This is a genomic window from Stenotrophomonas sp. YJH_SMC_14-1 (assembly GCF_059372275.1).
Map to the genome: position 1 here is coordinate 431,668 of NZ_JCAFVK010000002.1, position 17,655 is coordinate 449,322.

The following is a 17,655-nucleotide window of genomic DNA, read 5'->3' on the forward strand; positions in this document are numbered from 1 at the left end:
AAGTCGCACCACATGTCGCGTTGGCGTCCCCCTGCAGAAAAGAGTACCGCCCTGATCACCGCCTCCGGCCACGCCCGGCTGAAGGCCGAACTGGATGACCTATGGCGTGTGCGCCGCCCCGAGGTGGTGAAGGCACTGGCCGCGGCCGCTGCGGAAGGCGACCGTTCGGAAAACGCCGAGTACACCTATCGCAAGAAGCAGCTGGGCGAGATCGACCGTCGTGTGCGCTACCTGACCAAGCGGTTGGAATCGCTACGCGTGGTCGATACCACGCCGACCGATCCGCTGGCGGTGTTCTTTGGCGCATGGGTGGAACTGGAGAACGTGGACAGCGGTGAGACCAGCCGCTATCGCATTGTCGGGCCGGATGAGACCGATGCTGGGCTGGGTTGGATCAGCATCGATTCCCCCCTGGCGCGTGCGCTGCTGAAGAAGCGGCTGGATGATGAATTTTCGGTGGAACTGCCCGGCGGCCAGTTCACCTTCGCGGTGATCAGCGTGGAATACGAACCGCTGTAGCGTCGACTGTCAGTCGACTACCGCGCCAAGCGCGGCACAAACCTCCGCAGCCGGACGGTAAACGCACCGCGCTCCTCATCGCGGTTGATGACTCGCCGAAGCCTTCTGTCGGGCGTTCACGACCTCGGAACGAAGAGCAGTCGACTGACAGTCGACTCTACATAGATCCGTGCAACGGCGGCGGGTACTGGCGGCCGGCACGCAGCGGGCGGAAGTACGCGGCATCTGCATAGAAGGCGGCATCCTGTCCCTGGTGCCAGCCCGGGATTCCCGCCAGCGGCAGCGGACGCAACTGCAGGGGATCGGTCACTGCCCTGCCCTCGGCGATGGCCGCGGTCACTGCGTCAACGCAGGCATCATCGACTTCACCGTGCACCACCACGCACTTGCCGACCAGCAGGCGCCCCGGTAGCAGCGCCTGCTCCATCAGCGCGTGCCCGAATATCGCAGCGATAGCGATGTCACCACTCTGCCAGCGCGCAGGCTCGAACAACGCCGGCCAATCATGCACGTCCCATGCGGCCAACACGTCCTCATCGCGCACACGCACGATCACACCAGTTTCGTCGAACTGGGTCAGCGCGGCCTGCGCGCGATTGCGCTGGCCCGGCGGCATGGATGCGATATGCCTGCACTGCTGCACATTGAGCACCTGCTTGAGCTGCGGGTAACGGGCCCACACCAGTGCATTGAACAGGTCATGCCAGTTGTCGGCGCGGGTGGCGATGCGCCCCTGTGCGATGCGGGCTTCGTAGTGCAGGCCGTCGGCCAGCAGCGCGGCATCCTGCTCGACCAGGTGCTTGCCGGGCAGCGTGAGGCGTGCCTCGAGCGCTGCAATGGACGGCCACTCAGGGCTGGCCAGCAGGTCATGGACGTCGCGCAACCCGGCAAACACCGGGTGCGCGAACACCTGCGGATCGACCGCCGCACGCGGCGGCGGCACGAAGCGGCGCACACCGCTGCCGTCACCGGCGGCGGTCGTCGCCGCGGTCACAGCATCTTGAGATCGAATGCCGGGCGGGTAGCGGCCGGCAGCGCATCGCCGTACAGGTCGTGCTCGTCGCTCTCGGTGATTTCCACGTCGACGAACTCACCCACGCGCAGCGGCACCTGGTCGGCGTTCTGGATATGCACCAGGCCGTCGATCTCCGGCGCATCGGCCTTGGAACGGGCCACGGCGATGTCACCTTCGATGGCATCGACCAGGCACTGCTGCACGGTACCGATCTTGGCTTCCAGGCGCGCGGCGGAAATCTGCGCCTGCTTCTCCATGAAACGGGCCAGGCGCTCCTGCTTCACTTCTTCCGGCACCGCATCGGGCAGGTCGTTGGCGGTGGCACCTTCGACCGGCGAGTAGGCAAACGCACCGACGCGATCCAGCTGTGCCTCGTCCAGGAACGACAGCAGTTCTTCGAACTCGGCCTCGGTTTCGCCCGGGAAGCCGACGATGAAAGTCGAACGCACGGTGATGTCCGGCGCGATGCGGCGCCAGTTCTGCACGCGCTCCAGAGTCTTCTCGACCGCGCCAGGGCGCTTCATCAGGCGCAGGATGCGTGGGCTGGCGTGCTGGAACGGAATGTCCAGGTACGGCAGGATGCGGTTCTCGGCCATCAGCGGCACTACCTCGTCCACGTGCGGGTATGGGTAGACGTAATGCATGCGCACCCACGCATCGAGTTCGGACAGGCCTTCGCACAATGCCTTCAGTCGGGTCTGGTAGGCCTTGTTGCGCCACATCTTCTCTGCGTACTTCACGTCCACGCCGTAGGCCGAGGTGTCCTGCGACACCACCAGCAGCTCGCGCACACCGCCACGCACCAAGCGCTCGGCCTCACGCAGCACCTCATCGACCGGGCGCGAGACCAGCTTGCCGCGCATGGACGGAATGATGCAGAAGCTGCACTTGTGGTTGCAGCCTTCGGAAATCTTCAAGTAGGCGTAGTGGCGCGGGGTCAGCTTGATGCCGTAGTCGGGCACCAGGTCCACGAACGGATCGTGCTTGGGCGGCAGCGCTTCGTGCACCGCCTCCATCACGCTCTGGTAGTCCTGCGGGCCGGACACCGCCAGCACGTTGGGGTACGCCTCGCGGATCTGCTCGGGGCGCTTGCCCAGGCAGCCGGTTACGATGACCTTGCCGTTCTGGTTCATCGCCTCGCCGATCGCGTCCAGCGACTCGGTCACCGCCGAATCGATGAAGCCACAGGTGTTGACCACCACCACATCGGCCGAATCGTAGGACGGCACGATGTCGTAGCCCTCCGAGCGGAGCTGGGTGAGGATGCGCTCGGAATCGACAAGGGCCTTCGGGCAGCCAAGGCTGACGAAGCCGACTTTGGGGTTCAGCTGGGACATGGAATCGCGGGACTCTGGGGGCCTGGGCCCCTGCCGGCATGGCAGGGGTTCCTGGGGGCCTGAAGGGGCGCCAGTATACCGGGGTTGGCGGCCGGGCTCTGAATGGCCAACCGCCCGATCGCGCACAGCCGCTGACACCACGCTAACCCGCGCAGCACCGACAATGCAGCCCTGTCCCCTGCAACGAGAGTAGATGACGATGGCCGAGTGGATCACCCTGGATACGCACCACGGCGCGGTACGGGCCTGGCAGGCACTCCCCGAGGGCACCGCGCGCGGCGGGCTGGTGGTGGTGCAGGAAATCTTCGGCGCGAACCCGCATATCCGCAGCGTGGCCGAGCGCTTCGCCGCCGAAGGCTATGCGGTGCTGGCACCGTCGTTCTTCGACCTGGTCGATGGACCCGAGGCCGATCCGGATGCCCTGCCCTACGACGCCGACGGCGTGAAGCAGGGGCTGGAACGGGTAGCCGCGCTGGGCATGGAACGGGCGCTGGAAGTGGTCCGCGCGGCGGCCACCCGGCTGGCCCCCTACGGCAAGGTCGGCACCGTCGGCTACTGCTGGGGCGGTACGGTGGCGATGCTGTCCGCAGTGCGCCTGGGCCTGCCTTCTGTCAGCTACTACGGTGCGCGCAACGTCCAGTTCCTCGATGAGACGCCGAAGGCGCCGGTGATCTTCCACTTCGGCGCCCAGGACAGGAGCATCCCGCCGGAGGCCGTCCAGGCCCACCGCGAAAAGCTGCCGCAGATGGCAACCTTCGTCTATCCGGCCGACCACGCCTTCAACCGGGAGGTCGGACATGCGTATGATCCAGACAGCGCCGCCCTGGCGCTGCAACGCACCCTGGACTTCTTCTCGGAGCATCTTGGATGAGCGAATTCGAACTCGATTCACGCCTGGCCACCGATAGCGTGCTGGTGGCCGAAGGACCGTTGTCGCAAGTGCGGCTGATGAACGACGAACGATTCCCCTGGCTGGTACTGGTACCGCGCCTGGCCGGGGTCACCGAGTGGATCGAGCTGGACGGCGAGCAGCAGGACAAGCTGCGCACCGAGCTCAACCGCGCCTGCAAGGCCCTGAAGGGCTCCGACGGGGTGGAGAAGATCAACATCGGCGCACTGGGCAACATCGTGCGCCAGCTGCACTTCCACGTGATCGGCCGCCATGACGGTGACCCGGCCTGGCCGGGCCCGGTCTGGGGCAGCGGTCCGGCGCACCGCTACGAAGCGGCCGCACTGGACCAGCATGTCGCCTACTGGAAGGAACGGCTAGGATATCCGGCCCACACCTGAGCCTTCGCCGACCCGATGCGATTCAACCTCGTTGCCGCCATCCTGCTGATCCTGATCGGCCTGTTCATGCTCGCCAGCAATCTCGGCTGGACGCACCTGAACCTGTCCAAGCTGCTGCTGACCTGGTGGCCGGTGGCGCTGGTGGGTGTCGGCATCGCGATGCTGTTCGGGCGCGGAAAATAACGAAGGCGGCGCATTGCGCCGCCCTCGTTCATGCAGAGCCGAGCCATGCTCGGCTGCCCCGCCTTGAAGCCGAGCATGGCTCGGCTCCACAAACCGCCTGCAATCTTCAGGTCCGCGGCAGGGTCACACCGGTCTGGCCCTGGTACTTGCCGCCACGATCGCGGTACGACGTCTCGCAGATGTCATCGGCCGCGGCCTGGAAGAACAGCATCTGCGCGACGCCCTCATTGGCATAGATGCGCGCCGGCAGCGGCGTGGTGTTGCTGAACTCCAGGGTGACGTGGCCTTCCCATTCCGGTTCCAGCGGGGTCACGTTGACGATGATGCCGCAGCGCGCATAGGTGCTCTTGCCCAGGCACACCACCAGGGTGTCGCGGGGGATGCGGAAGTACTCCACGGTGCGCGCCAGCGCGAAGCTGTTCGGCGGGATGATGCACTCGTCGGCAGTGATGTCGACGAAGCTTCCCGAGTCGAAATGCTTGGGATCGACGATGGTCGAGTTGATGTTGGTGAACACCTTGAACTCACGCGAGCAGCGCACGTCGTAACCGTAGCTGGACGTGCCATAGCTGACGATGCGCTCGCCGTTGGCCTGCTTGACCTGCCCTGCCTCGAACGGCTCGATCATGCCGTGCTGCTCGGACATGCGGCGGATCCAACGGTCACTCTTGATGCTCATGCTTTGTCCTGGGGGTACGAGGGGGCGCGAGGATTCTAGCAGGGCGCCGGGCGTCGCCGGCGCCCCCCCCCCCCCCCCCCCCCCCCGGGCGCCTCCCCCCCCCGGGGCTTCCACCCCCGCCGACGCCCCCCCCCCCCCCCCCCCCCGCCGAGGTGCTTCCCGCCGAGGTGCTTACAGCAGCGACGACAGGATCGGAATCGACGCCCGCGGGCGCTTGCCCACTTCCTCGATCAGGCGCTGCGCGGCATGGCGGTAGGCCTGCGCCGGCACCGAATCGGGCTGCGCCACGGTGATCGGGGTACCGCTATCGCCCTGCTCGCGGATGCCGATCTGCAGCGGCAGCGATCCCAGCAACGGCACGCCGTACTGCGCGGCCATGCGCTCGCCACCGCCCTCGCCGAACAGATGCTCGACATGCCCGCAGTTGCTGCAGGTATGCACCGCCATGTTCTCGACGATGCCCAGTACCGGCACCTCGACCTTCTCGAACATCTTCAGCGCCTTCTTCGCATCCAACGTGGCGATGTCCTGCGGCGTGGTGACGATCACTGCACCGGCCAGCGGAATCTTCTGGGTCAGGGTCAGCTGGATGTCGCCGGTGCCCGGCGGCAGGTCGATCAGCAGAAAATCCAGGTCATCCCACAGCGTGTCGTTGAACAGCTGGGTCATTGCCGAGGTGGCCATCGGACCGCGCCAGATCATCGGCGTGTCCTCTTCGATCAGGTAGCCGATCGACATGGTGTCCACGCCGAACGCGCGAAGCGGTTCGATGCTCTTGTTGTCGGGGCTTTCCGGCCGCCCGGACAAGCCCAGCATGGCGGGCACGCTGGGGCCGTAGATGTCCGCGTCCAGCACGCCAACACGTGCGCCCAGCTGCTGCAGCGCGACGGCCAGATTGACCGCGGTGGTCGACTTGCCCACGCCGCCCTTGCCGGAGCCGACCGCGATGACATTGCGGATGCGGGCATGTGGCGTCAGTCCCTTCTGGACCTGGCTGGCATGGGGGCGGCGGGGGGAACTGTTCACAACGGGCACCAGCTGTATCAGGGGGAATAACCCAACATCATACAAGCTGGACGTAGCCTGACTGAAATTCAGGATTGCTACAGATTCGTGCACAGATTGTTAAGTTCATGTTACGTTCCTGAAGCACTGTTTTGGGCTGCGGAGCTGGTTTCCAGCGCGCACGATGGCGCATGCGCAGTGCCGATTTTTGTTTTTTGCTCTTTATTGGAACTACATGAAATACGTAAGCAACACCGCACGTCGCAACACGCTCGCCGTCGCCCTGATTTCCGCTCTGATGGCCGCCGCCCCGGCAATGGCCCAGGACAAGGCGACCAACCTGGACAAGATCACCGTCACCGGTTCGCTGATCCCGCAGACCCAGGTTGAAACCCAGACCCCGGTGATGTCCATCACCTCCGAAGACATCCAGGCACGCGGCTTCACCAGCGTGGCCGAAGTGCTGCAGCAGTCCTCGCTGACCACCGGCGGCCTGCAGGGTGGCCAGACCTCGGGTGCCTTCACCCAGGGCGCCGAAGCCTCCGGCATGTTCGGCCTGAACCCGGGTTACACCAAGTACCTGATCAACGGCCGCCCGATGCTTTCGTATCCGGCGCTGTACAACGGCAGCGAGTCGTTCAACAACCTCAGCGGCATTCCGGTCGACATCGTCGAGCGCATTGAAGTGCTGCCGGGTGGCCAGTCCTCGCTGTACGGTTCGGACGCCATCGCCGGCGTCGTCAACATCATCCTGAAAGAGCGCATGGACGGCGGCACGATGACCGTCCGCGGCGGCACCTACACCGAAGGTGGTGGCAGCAACCTGCGCATCAGCGGCGCGCACGGCTTCACCGCCGTCGACGGCCGCTTCAACGCACTGGTCAACGTCCAGTACGAAAAGGGCAACCCGATCTGGGGTTACCAGCGCGACATCACCCGCCAGACCAACCCGGTCGGCTTCACCCCGCAGGCTCCGTCCAACGACTTCCTGGTCATTGGTGGCGGCAAGTACTACATGATGGACCCGAGCCGTTGCGCCAATGTCGCCGGCCTGTACGACGGCACCACCACCGTCGGCTTCCGTGAAGGCAAGGGCGAGTCCTGCGGCTCGATCTACAGCGCGGGCTACAAGACGCTGAAGAACTCCAAGGACAGCGGTCAGTTCTACTCGACCATGACCTTCGACGTGAACGACAACCTGCAGCTGTTCGCCGACGTGCTGTACAGCAAGGAAAAGACCGAGTTCACCTCCGGCTCCAGCGCCCTGTGGTGGGGCACGCAGTCGGGCATGGGCGGTTTCTACGACCAGGGCCTGGGCAAGGCCGTCAACCTGCAGCGCGCCTTCGCGCCGGAAGAAATCGGCGTCGGCGACTACAACAACATCCTCAATGCCGACCGCAGCCGTTCCTACCAGGTCACCCTGGGTGCGAAGGGCATGTTCGGTGACTGGGACTACAGCGCCAGCTTCACCCGTGGCGAGTACCGCCTGGACCAGGACCGCTTCGTGCGCTGGAAGGACAAGATCAACGGCTTCTTCGCCGATCGCGTCCTCGGCCAGCAGCTGGGCACCTACACCGACCCGAAGACCGGCGGCCAGTTCGGCATCTACAACCCGAACTATGCTGCATTCTACTCGCCGATCACCCCGGAAGAGTTCGGCAGCTTCACCGGCTACGGCACCCACCACAGCAAGACCTGGCAGAACCTGGGCCGCGTGCAGCTGACCAACGGCTCGCTGTTCAGCCTGCCGGGCGGTGACGCCGGCCTGGCCGTGGTCCTGGAAGGCGGCAGCGAAGGCTGGAACTACTCGCCGAACCAGTCGTTCATCGACGGCAATGTGTGGGGCACCACCGCCGTGGCCGGCGCCGGCCACCGCAGCAGCTACGCGGTGACCTCCGAGCTGCGCATGCCGCTGCACGAAATGGTGACGGTCAGCGCTTCGGGCCGCTACGACGCCTTCAAGATCGCCGACAGCACCGTCGACAAGGCCACCTACAGCATCGGCGTCGAGTTCCGTCCGCTGGAAAGCCTGCTGTTCCGCGGCAAGTACGGCACCGCCTTCCGTGCACCGACCCTGTCCGACGCCTTCCAGGGCATGAGCGGTTCGTACGCGTCCAGCCAGAATGACTACTACCGCTGCAACCAGGCGGGCTTCGCGCTGAATGACGACCTCTGCCCGTACTACAAGAACACCTCGGTCTACAGCGAAAAGTCTGGCAACCCGGACCTGAAGCCGATCACCGCCGACGTGTGGAGCGCGGGCGTTGTGTGGGCACCGGTCAGCAACTTCTCGTTGTCGGTTGACTACTACAACTGGAAGATCAAGAACGAGGTCAAGACCCTGAGCAGCGACCAGCTGCTGATGGCTGAGTACGCGTGCGCCACCGGTGCCGTGAACAACACCTCGGCCAGCTGCCAGGATGTTGCCAACTGGATCACCCGTGACAACGCCGGTGCGATCACCCGCGTCTACACCCCGAAGCTGAATGTCGCCAGCCAGAACCTGGAAGCGGTCGCCGTCAGCGCGAAGTACCAGCAGGACATCGGCCGCTTCGGCTCGCTGAACTTCTCCGGCAACTACACCAACATGCTGAAGCGCGAGCTGCAGCCGCTGCCGGGTGCGCAGAAGATCGACCTGCTGAGCGATCCGTACAACATGTACTACTACGACAACTACGCCAAGGTGCGTGGTGACCTGTCGGTGGCCTGGAACATCGACAAGTTCACCACCACGGTGTACGCGAACTACGTCGGCAGCACGCCGAACTACGTCGCCTACCTGGGTCGCAGCTACGACTACACCAACCGCTACGGCGCCAAGGCCGGCAAGTGGGGCTCGTACACCACGTACAACCTGAGCTTCGCCTACCGCGCACAGGAAGACCTGACCCTGTCGCTGATGGTCAACAACGTCTTCAACAAGATGCCGACCGGCCAGCGCTACAGCTACGAGGGTACCGATGGCAGCCCGTACAACAGCGCCTTCTACAGCATCTACGGCCGCTCCATCCAGGCCCAGATGAAGTACGACTTCGGCAAGTAATCCCGTCGTTTTCCGGACTTCGTGTCTGGACCAGGCCCCGCTTCGGCGGGGCCTTTTTTTTCCTTTTATGCGGCATGGGGAAAGTCCGCGAGGTATCGATTATTAATATCATTTAAATTTATCAAATGTTCATTTTTCCTGCTCTCCGATAATCCGGAAAACGGCAGAAATGCCTGTGGAGAAGGGGCTTTTCACGAAGCGCGCAACCTTCCGTCACCGACCGTTACAGAACTGCGCAAGGCAAGTTAAGCGTGTGTTACGTTGAGGCCACGCTGCCAGACCGTGCAGACAGGGCAGCTGAACAGAATCCGAATTCCCAGGAACGGGAAACGCGTCATCACGATCACACGGAGTAATCGCATGTCTCGTCGTCACTTCGCATTCTCGCGCCACCCGCTCACCCACGCCGTCCTCGCCAGCCTCCTGCTGGCCGGTACCAGCGCCACGGCAGTGGCCCAGGACAGCAGCAAGACCGCCACCAATCTCGACCGGGTCACGGTGACCGGTTCGCTGATCCCGCAGACCCAGATCGAGAACCAGACGCCTGTGCTGACCATCAGTGCCGAGGCGATCCAGGCGCGCGGTTTCTCCAGCGTTGCCGAAGTGCTGCAGCAGTCCTCGTTGACCACCGGCGGCCTGCAAGGCGGCCAGACCTCGGCATCGTTCACCCAGGGCGCGGAAGCGGCCGGCATGTTCGGCTTGAATCCGGGCTATACCAAGTACCTGATCAATGGCCGCCCGATGCTTTCCTATCCGGCGCTGTACAACGGCAGCGACGCATTCAACAACATCAGCGGCATCCCCATCGACATCGTCGACCGCATCGAGGTGCTGCCGGGCGGCCAGTCATCCCTGTACGGTTCGGACGCGATCGCCGGCGTGGTCAATATCATCCTCAAGGAACGCATGGACGGCGGCACGCTGAACGTGCGCGGCGGCGCGTATTCCGATGGCGGTGGCGCCAGCTTCCGTGTGAGCGGCGCCAATGGCTTCAACAGCAAGGACGATCGCTTCCGCGCCCTGGTCAATGTGCAGTATGAAAAGACCAGCCCGATCTGGGGCTACCAGCGCGACATCACCAAGCAGAACAATCCGCATGGCTACACGCGCCAGCTGCCCTCGAACGACTTCCTGGTCTTCGACGCGGACACCAATGATTTCCTGATGATGGATCCGAACAACTGCGCCGGCGTTTCCGGCCAGTTCGGCGGCACCACCATCCTCGGTACGCGCCGCGCTGGACAATCCTGCGGCTCCGCGTTCGGCGCGGGTTACAAGACGATCAAGAATGGCAAGGAAAGCAGCCAGCTCTATTCGTCGCTGACCTACGATGTGAATGACAACCTGCAGCTGTTCGGCGATGTCCTCTACAGCTACGAAACCGTCAAGTACAACACCGGTGCCGGCTATAACTACTGGGGCACGGACATCAGCATGGGGCCGTTCTTCGATCAGTCCAGCGGTCGCTATCTGGGGCTGCAGCGCGTGTTCGCACCCGAAGACATCGGCGGCATCGGCTACCGCGACATCATGAATACCGACCGCAGCAAGTCCTATCAGGTCACGCTGGGCGCACGCGGCGCGATCGGCAGCAACTGGGACTACGAGGCCAGCATCACCCACGGCGAGTACAAGCTCAACGAGCGTGGCTATGCGCGCTGGAACGACCCGATCAACAACTGGTTCGCCGACAACGTGCTCGGCCCGGTGCTGGGCCAGACCGACGACGGCTACAACATCTACAACCCGAACTGGGGTGCCTTCTATTCCCAGCTGCCGCAAGGGGCCTTCCAGAGCTTCACCGGCTTCACCACCAGCCGCAGCCGCACCTGGCAGACCCAGACCCGCGCGCAGATCACCAACAGTTCGCTGTTCAAGCTGCCGGGCGGCGACGCCGGCTTTGCCGCCGTGGTCGAAGGCGGCAGCGAAGGGTGGAACTACACGCCGGATGTGCGCCTGACCGACGGCACGGTGTTCGGCACCACCTCCGTAGCTGGCAACGGCCATCGCAGCAACTACGCCGTCACCAGCGAACTGCGTCTGCCGCTGCATGACATGCTGACGGTCACCGCTTCCGGCCGCTACGACAACTTCAAGATCGCCGGGCATACCGTCGACAAGCCGACCTATAGCATCGGCGTCGAGTTCCGCCCAATCGAAAGCCTGCTGTTCCGCGGCAAGTACGGTACCGCGTTCCGCGCACCTTCCCTGCCCGACGCCTTCCAGGGCAAGAGTGGCTACTACGCCAACGGCTCCAAGGATTACTTCCGCTGCGGCCAGCTCGGTTTCGATCCGTCCAATACGGTCGATTGCCGCTACGGCAGCGTGTCGGTGTTCGGGACGCAGTCGGGCAATCCGGAGCTGAAGCCGATCACCGCCGACGTGTGGAACGCGGGCCTGGTGTGGGCACCGATCAACAACCTGTCGGTGTCGCTGGACTATTACAACTGGAAGATCAAGAACGAGGTCAATACCCTCAGCTCCGACCAGTTGCTGCTGGCCGAGTACTACTGCCGCAACGGCCTGACCAACACCGCCGGCGCCACCTGCGAGGAAGTGGCCAACTGGGTCACCCGTGATGCCACCGGCGCGCTGGAGGAGATCTACACGCCGAAGCTGAACGTGTCACGGCAGAACCTGGAAGCGGTGACCGCCAGCTTCAAGTACGTGCAGGACATCGGCCGCTTCGGCTCGCTGCAGTTCTCCAGCAACTACACCAACATGCTCAAGCGTGAACTGCAGCCGCAGCTCAACGACCCGTTCCTGGACCTGCTGGGCAACCCGTACGCGATGTGGGTGTACGACTCCTATGCCAAGGTCAGGGCCGACGGCTCGGTGGGCTGGGCAATCGACAAGTTCACCACCACGCTGTACTTCAACTACATCGGCCGCACGCCGAACTACATGTCCTACCTGGGCCGCGGCTATGACTATGTCGATCCGACGTCCGGCTACAAGGCTGGCAAGTGGGGCTCTTACACGACGTACAACCTGAGCGTGAACTACCGCGCGATGGACAACCTGACGTTCTCGCTGATGGTCAACAACCTGTTCAACACGGTGCCGGACAACCAGCAGCACTCCTATGCCGGCAACATCGACGTGCCGTACAACAACTCCCTGTACAACGCCTACGGGCGTGCGATCTACGTGCAGGCGCAGTACGACTTCGGCAGGAAGTAAGTCCCTCACCTGCCGGGCGCCCCGCCATGGCGGGGCGTCCTTGCAGGCCTCGCGCGCCTTTCACGCAGAGTTGACGCAGCTGCGACACTCGTTCATCTTCAAGTCATCTTGATGGCTCAACGCCAAGGACGTCCCGAAGATGAACCACCCCGCTTTGACCCGCACCAGCCTCGTCGCCGCCCTGGCGCTCGTTGCCAGCGAGGCCGTGGCTTCGCCCACCCCTCTGCCGGTCGAGGACTTTGCCAAGATCCAGGCGATCCAGTCCGTCTCGATGAGCCCTGACGGCAAACAGCTGGTTGCCATCATCGCTGCGCCGGGCAGCAACAATGGCGACACAGCCCTGGCCAACTGGAACCTGGACAAGATTGACGCAGGACCAGTCGCCATCACCCCTTCCGGCGACCGCATGAAGTTCATTGCGGCCAATGCCCTCAAGGCAGGCCGCAGCCTCGTGATCGGCCGCCAGGAACTGACCGCGCAGCTGGCCGGTTGTGGCGAAGGCAATTCTGTAGGTTCAACCAAGACATTCCTGGCCAAGGCCTACCTGACCGACAGCAGTCAAACCAAGTTCGACGAAGCCTTTGCTGACAATAGCCGCAAGCTCGGCATCAGCGAACAGACCCGGCGCTGTCTGGAAATTGCCGGCACAGCCTCGCTGGTGCATTCACTGCCGCTGGATCCGGACAGGGTCATCATTTCCCAGGTCAATCAATCCACCCTGTCGTCGAACTATTATCTGTTCAACCTGCGCACCGGTGAGACGGGGCTGCTGTTCCGCGGCGACGCCCGCTCCACGCCAGGCCTGTTCCACCCTCGCGATGGCGAACTGCTCACCCGCACCCAGATCGAACCTGCGGGCTCCAATGAGTACGAACAGCAGATCCTGATCAAGAACAGGAGCAGCGGTCAGTTCGAAAAGCATGACCCGCTGACCACACGCCTGAGTGATCGTTACACGATGGATGTGGCCGGGACCGACGACCGGACCGGCAAGCTCTACATACTCACCGACAAGTTTTCGGAGCAGGTGCAAGCCCGTCTCTACGACCCAGCCAGCCGTACGTTCGACAACGAGCCGCTGGCGGCCCATCCGCAGTACCCGATTGGTGGTCTGATCCTGGGCACCAAGCCGAGCAACTTCAACCAGGTACTCGGCTTCTATCTCGACGGCCCGCGTCGGGAAGCGGTGTATGTCGACCCGCAGATGAAGAGCCTCTACGAAGGCCTCAAGCAGGCCTACCCCGGCACCTACATCGCCATCACCGGCTACAACGACGACCTGTCACGGGTCCTGTTCACCACCAATGCCGCCGACCAACCCACGGCCTACCGTCTGTTGAGCGATCGCAAGCATGTCACCACCCTGGGCAGCGAGCGGCCATGGATCGACGGAAAGCAGATCGGTGAGCAGCGCTGGGTCACCTACACAGCGCGCGACGGACGCAAGATTCCCGCGATCGTCGACCTTCCCGCCGGTTGGAAGCAGGGTGATGCACCGCTTCCGGCCCTGGTACATCCCCATGGCGGCCCCTGGGCACGCGACTACACCGGCTGGGATGTCTCTGGCTGGGTGCCCTTCTTCACGTCGAGGGGCTACGCAGTGATCCGGCCGCAATACCGCGGATCAACCGGCTTTGGCCGCGAGCATTGGCTTGCCGGCGACAAGCAATGGGGACTGTCGATGCAGGATGACAACGACGACGCTGCGGCCTGGCTTGTGCAGCAGGGAATTGCCGCCAAGGATCGCCTGGCCATTTTCGGCTATTCCTATGGTGGCTTTGCAGCGGCGGCGGCAACCGTGCGCGCACCCTCTCCGTTCCAGTGCTCCATCGCCGGCGCTCCGGTCACAGACCTTGCGCGACTGGGGGTCTCCTGGAGCGAGAACAGGTTACAGCGGATCCTGCAGGGACAGACCGTCAAAGGCATGGACCCGATGCAGAACACCGCAAAGGCCGCCATTCCCCTCCTCACCTTCGTCGGGGACCGAGACGTCCGCACCCCTGCCTTCCATGCCAGGAACTTCTACAACGGTGTCAAGGACAAGGTACCGGCGAAGTTCGAGCTTGTTCCGGACATGCCGCACAGCATGCCCTGGTATCCCAGTCACTATCGGGTGACGCTGCCGCTGATGGCCGACTTCCTCGCGAAGGACTGTGGCCCCGGCGGCCTCTAACCCGCCTCCATTCAACGCGTCCCCAATAACCCCGTCGGCCTCAGGTCGGCGGGGTTTTTTCATGCTCAGACCCTGAATTTCCCATTAGCAATAACAAGTTACATCACGACACCATTCACGTTGCATTTATTTTACGCCACGCATACACTCAATTAACCGAAGCATAACAAGTGGGGATCCAACCGCATGACCAGTCTCAACCGCCTCATCACGCCAAGCCGTCTGCCACTCGCTCTGGCGGTCCTCGCCTGTCTGCAGGCAGCCCCGGCCCTGGCCCAGGAAGCCGACAGAACGGAATCGGCGGCGTCAAGCGCCTCGCATGAGGGCAAGAAGGCGACCGACCTTGACAAGGTTACGGTCACCGGCTCGCTGATTCGTCGCGCCGACTACGAGACCACCTCGCCTGTCTTCACCATCGACACAGAACGAAATGCAACCCAGGGCCAGGTGAACGTCGCCGAGTTCCTGCAGAAGTCGGCCATCGGTGCCGCTGAAACCCAGATCACCAACCAGTTCGGTGGCTTCAACACCAACGGTGGTACCGGCGTGCAGACCTTCTCGCTGCGCGGCCTGGGTGCTAATCGCACGCTGGTTCTGCTGGACGGCCAGCGCCCAGGCCCGGCCGGTACCCGCGGTGCCGTCGGTGCATTCGACCTGAACGTGCTGCCGACCGCCGTACTGCAGCGCGCCGAGATCGTGAAGGACGGTTCGTCCTCGATCTATGGCTCCGACGCCGTTGCCGGCGTGGTCAACCTGATCACCAAGAAGCACTTCGATCGCCCGGAACTGACCGTAACCGGCCGCGTGCCGACCGAAGGTGGCGGTGAAGTATTCTCCGCGTCGCTGGCCAATGGCTGGAACTTCGAGCGTGGCAGCATCGTTGCCGCCGTCGAGTGGTACCGCCAGAATGAACTGACCCGTGGTGACCGCGATTACTTCAAGTGCGCCGAAGACCTGGTCTGGGACGCAGACGGCAATCGCGTCGACCGTGTTGACCGCTCGATCCTGGCCAACACCAATCTCGGCAACTGCCAGAACATGCTGCACAACGTCGTGGACGTGACCAACAATCGGGTCACCACCCGTTACGTGCCCAGCCCGGATGGCTCCACGGTCGGCCCGTTCCCGGGCTATCGTCCGCGCGCCAACCAGACGTATGCCAACGGCAACCCGATTGCCACCTATGAAGAGCCGTACAACTTCCAGGACTACGGCAAGTCCCACATCGTCAACAAGCAGGAGCGCAAGTCGGTCTACTTCGCTACCGACTTCGGTTTCGACTCGTTCAACTGGAAGACCCAGTTCCTGTACAACAACCGCACCACGGACAACTTCCAGTGGCGCCAGTTCTTCCCGACCGTCCGCCTGCCGGGCAGCGCAACGGCGACCGCACAGCCGGTCATTCCGTTCAAGAGCATCTCCAACACCGAAGTTGACTACTTCTACTTCGCCAACAAGCTTGATGGCATGATCAAGGGCACCGATACCTGGGCCTGGGAAGTCAACGCCAACTACAGCCGTTCCAGCGGCAAGTACAGCACCCTGGGCATCCGCAATTCGATCAGCGGCGATATCGGCCGCCCGGGCGCGGGTACCACGATGGCCGCGAACTACTTCGATCCGGGCTACCTGAGCGGTGCCAAGGTCGATGAGCTGGTGGGCATCCTCGGCGTGTGGGCCAACGGCAAGACCACCTATGACCAGACCACCGTCAATGCGGTGTTCAGTGGTGAACTGTTCGACCTGCCGGCCGGTGCCCTGGCAACTGCGGTGGGCTTCGAGTATCGCAACTACAAGATCGACGACAAGCCGGCGCCAGAAAACTACGATCTGTGGGGTTCGACCACGGCCGATCGCACCAAGGGCGATGACAAGGTCAAGGAAGCATTCGTCGAGTTCGACATTCCGCTGCTGAAGGGCCTGCCGGGTGTCGAATCGCTGTCGGCCAACGCCTCCGGTCGCGTCTTCAAGTACGACTCGATCTCCGGTAGCGACAACGTGTGGAAGCTCGGCCTGAACTGGCAGATCATTCCCTCGCTGCGCCTGCGTGGCACCATCGGCACGTCCTACCGCGCGCCGGGCCTGTACGAAATGTACCTGGGCAACCAGACCGGCTTCCTGTCGCAGACGCAGATCGACCCGTGCATCCGCTGGGGTGAAAGCAGCAACACCCGCATCCAGGCGAACTGCGCCGCAGCAGGCATCCCGGGCGACTACACTGCCGCTGGCAACTCCAGCGCCACCGTATACACCCGTGGTGGCAAGGACGGCAACCTGACTCCGGAAACCTCGCGCGCGCGCAGTGTCGGCCTGGTCTTCACGCCGTCGTTTGCCGACCTGAGCATTGCGATCGACTACTTCGACTATGAAGTGCGCGATCAGATCACCTCGCTGGGTGCATCCTCGATTCTGCAGGGCTGCTACGAATCGACCAACTTCCCGAACCGCTACTGCGACCTGCTGCGCCGCAATCCGAACAACAGCGCGAACGCGAACATGGTGACCGAGGTGTACGCCCAGTACCTGAACATCAATCGCCAGCGTACCCGCGGTTGGGACATGACCTTGAACTGGGATCATGAGTTCAGCTTCGGCAAGTTCTCGCTGGACTCGCAGATCACCTACACGGTGGAAGACACCGCCGAGCTGTTCGACAGCGCGGCAGCCAGTGGCCTGTCCTCCTCCGATCGCCTGGGTGACCTGGGTCGTCCGGACCTGGTCGGCAACCTCGGCCTGAGCCTGAAGCGCGGTGACTGGACCTACAACTGGTTGACGCAGTACATCGCCCAGACCAAGGATCCGGACCTGGACGAGAAGTTCACCTACCAGAATCGTCCGAACTCCTACCGCGACACCACCCTGGAAAGCCGCTTCTACCACACCGCTTCGGTCAGCTACGACCAGGCCGACTGGCAGATCCTGGTGGGCGTAGCCAACGTGCTGAACACCAAGCCGCCGCTGATCTCCAGCAGCGTCTATTCGTCGCGCTACGGCAACACCTATCCGTTCGCGACCCAGTACGACTACTACGGCCGCACCCCGTTCGTGCGCCTGAAGTACAAGTTCTGATTCCAAGTTGATTGCAGTGCCCCGACAGACCCGGCTTTTGCCGGGTCTGTCTTTTCCGGGCCTGGCAGCGCCCCTTGCGCCCGGGCATGACCTTCGACACCCTTGCAGGGCAGGCCGGCGGCGTATCGTTCGGCCCACGGCCGTCCCTGCGGCCCTTCC

12 protein-coding genes are annotated in these 17,655 nt (G+C 63.4%); 8 read left to right on the top strand and 4 right to left on the bottom strand.

Features of this window, described 5'->3' with window-relative positions; translation table 11 throughout:
• The first annotated feature begins 12 nt into the window (after positions 1-12).
• Positions 13-519, top strand: a complete 507-nt coding sequence (gene greB, locus AC5P9P_RS07040) for a transcription elongation factor GreB (RefSeq protein WP_012480898.1) — start codon at positions 13-15, stop codon at positions 517-519.
• Between the two features lie 157 nt (positions 520-676).
• Here the strand turns inward: greB and AC5P9P_RS07045 are convergent, their stop codons facing one another.
• On the bottom strand, positions 677-1,513 hold the full coding sequence (locus tag AC5P9P_RS07045) for a DUF3025 domain-containing protein (RefSeq protein WP_111172281.1): 837 nt from the start codon (positions 1,511-1,513) through the stop codon (positions 677-679).
• Complete coding sequence (gene rimO, locus AC5P9P_RS07050) at positions 1,510-2,871, bottom strand: 30S ribosomal protein S12 methylthiotransferase RimO (protein WP_012480900.1); 1,362 nt, start codon at positions 2,869-2,871, stop codon at positions 1,510-1,512. Before rimO ends, AC5P9P_RS07045 begins: the two co-directional genes overlap by 4 nt.
• Before the next feature lie 199 nt (positions 2,872-3,070).
• Between rimO and AC5P9P_RS07055 the strand changes: the two genes are divergently transcribed.
• The 3 genes from AC5P9P_RS07055 to AC5P9P_RS07065 are packed head-to-tail and all read left to right on the top strand — an operon-like array spanning position 3,071 to position 4,344.
• Complete coding sequence (locus tag AC5P9P_RS07055) at positions 3,071-3,742, top strand: dienelactone hydrolase family protein (RefSeq protein WP_033834542.1); 672 nt, start codon at positions 3,071-3,073, stop codon at positions 3,740-3,742.
• Complete coding sequence (locus AC5P9P_RS07060; protein ID WP_111204150.1) at positions 3,739-4,161, top strand: HIT domain-containing protein; 423 nt, start codon at positions 3,739-3,741, stop codon at positions 4,159-4,161. The genes AC5P9P_RS07055 and AC5P9P_RS07060 overlap by 4 nt, the downstream gene beginning before the upstream one ends.
• Positions 4,162-4,176: 15 nt before the next feature.
• Positions 4,177-4,344, top strand: a complete 168-nt coding sequence (locus AC5P9P_RS07065) for a LiaI-LiaF-like domain-containing protein (RefSeq protein ID WP_005410498.1) — start codon at positions 4,177-4,179, stop codon at positions 4,342-4,344.
• 106 nt (positions 4,345-4,450) lie between these two features.
• Here AC5P9P_RS07065 and dcd read toward each other — a convergent pair whose 3' ends face one another.
• Entirely contained in the window at positions 4,451-5,023 is a 573-nt protein-coding gene (gene dcd, locus AC5P9P_RS07070; protein WP_005410499.1) for a dCTP deaminase, read from the bottom strand.
• A 171-nt stretch (positions 5,024-5,194) separates the two neighbouring features.
• Complete coding sequence (apbC, locus tag AC5P9P_RS07075; protein ID WP_005414099.1) at positions 5,195-6,049, bottom strand: iron-sulfur cluster carrier protein ApbC; 855 nt, start codon at positions 6,047-6,049, stop codon at positions 5,195-5,197.
• Between the two features lie 214 nt (positions 6,050-6,263).
• Between apbC and AC5P9P_RS07080 the strand changes: the two genes are divergently transcribed.
• From AC5P9P_RS07080 to AC5P9P_RS07095, 4 genes are all read left to right on the top strand, one after another.
• The gene (locus AC5P9P_RS07080; protein WP_495232667.1) at positions 6,264-9,071 is read left to right on the top strand and encodes a TonB-dependent receptor domain-containing protein; all 2,808 of its coding nucleotides are present in this window, start codon (positions 6,264-6,266) and stop codon (positions 9,069-9,071) included.
• A gap of 360 nt (positions 9,072-9,431) precedes the next feature.
• Entirely contained in the window at positions 9,432-12,254 is a 2,823-nt protein-coding gene (locus AC5P9P_RS07085; protein WP_231522371.1) for a TonB-dependent receptor domain-containing protein, read from the top strand.
• 139 nt (positions 12,255-12,393) lie between these two features.
• Entirely contained in the window at positions 12,394-14,427 is a 2,034-nt protein-coding gene (locus AC5P9P_RS07090) for an alpha/beta hydrolase family protein (protein ID WP_111172284.1), read from the top strand.
• 186 nt (positions 14,428-14,613) lie between these two features.
• On the top strand, positions 14,614-17,496 hold the full coding sequence (locus AC5P9P_RS07095) for a TonB-dependent receptor plug domain-containing protein (protein ID WP_033835829.1): 2,883 nt from the start codon (positions 14,614-14,616) through the stop codon (positions 17,494-17,496).
• Positions 17,497-17,655 lie beyond the last annotated feature (159 nt).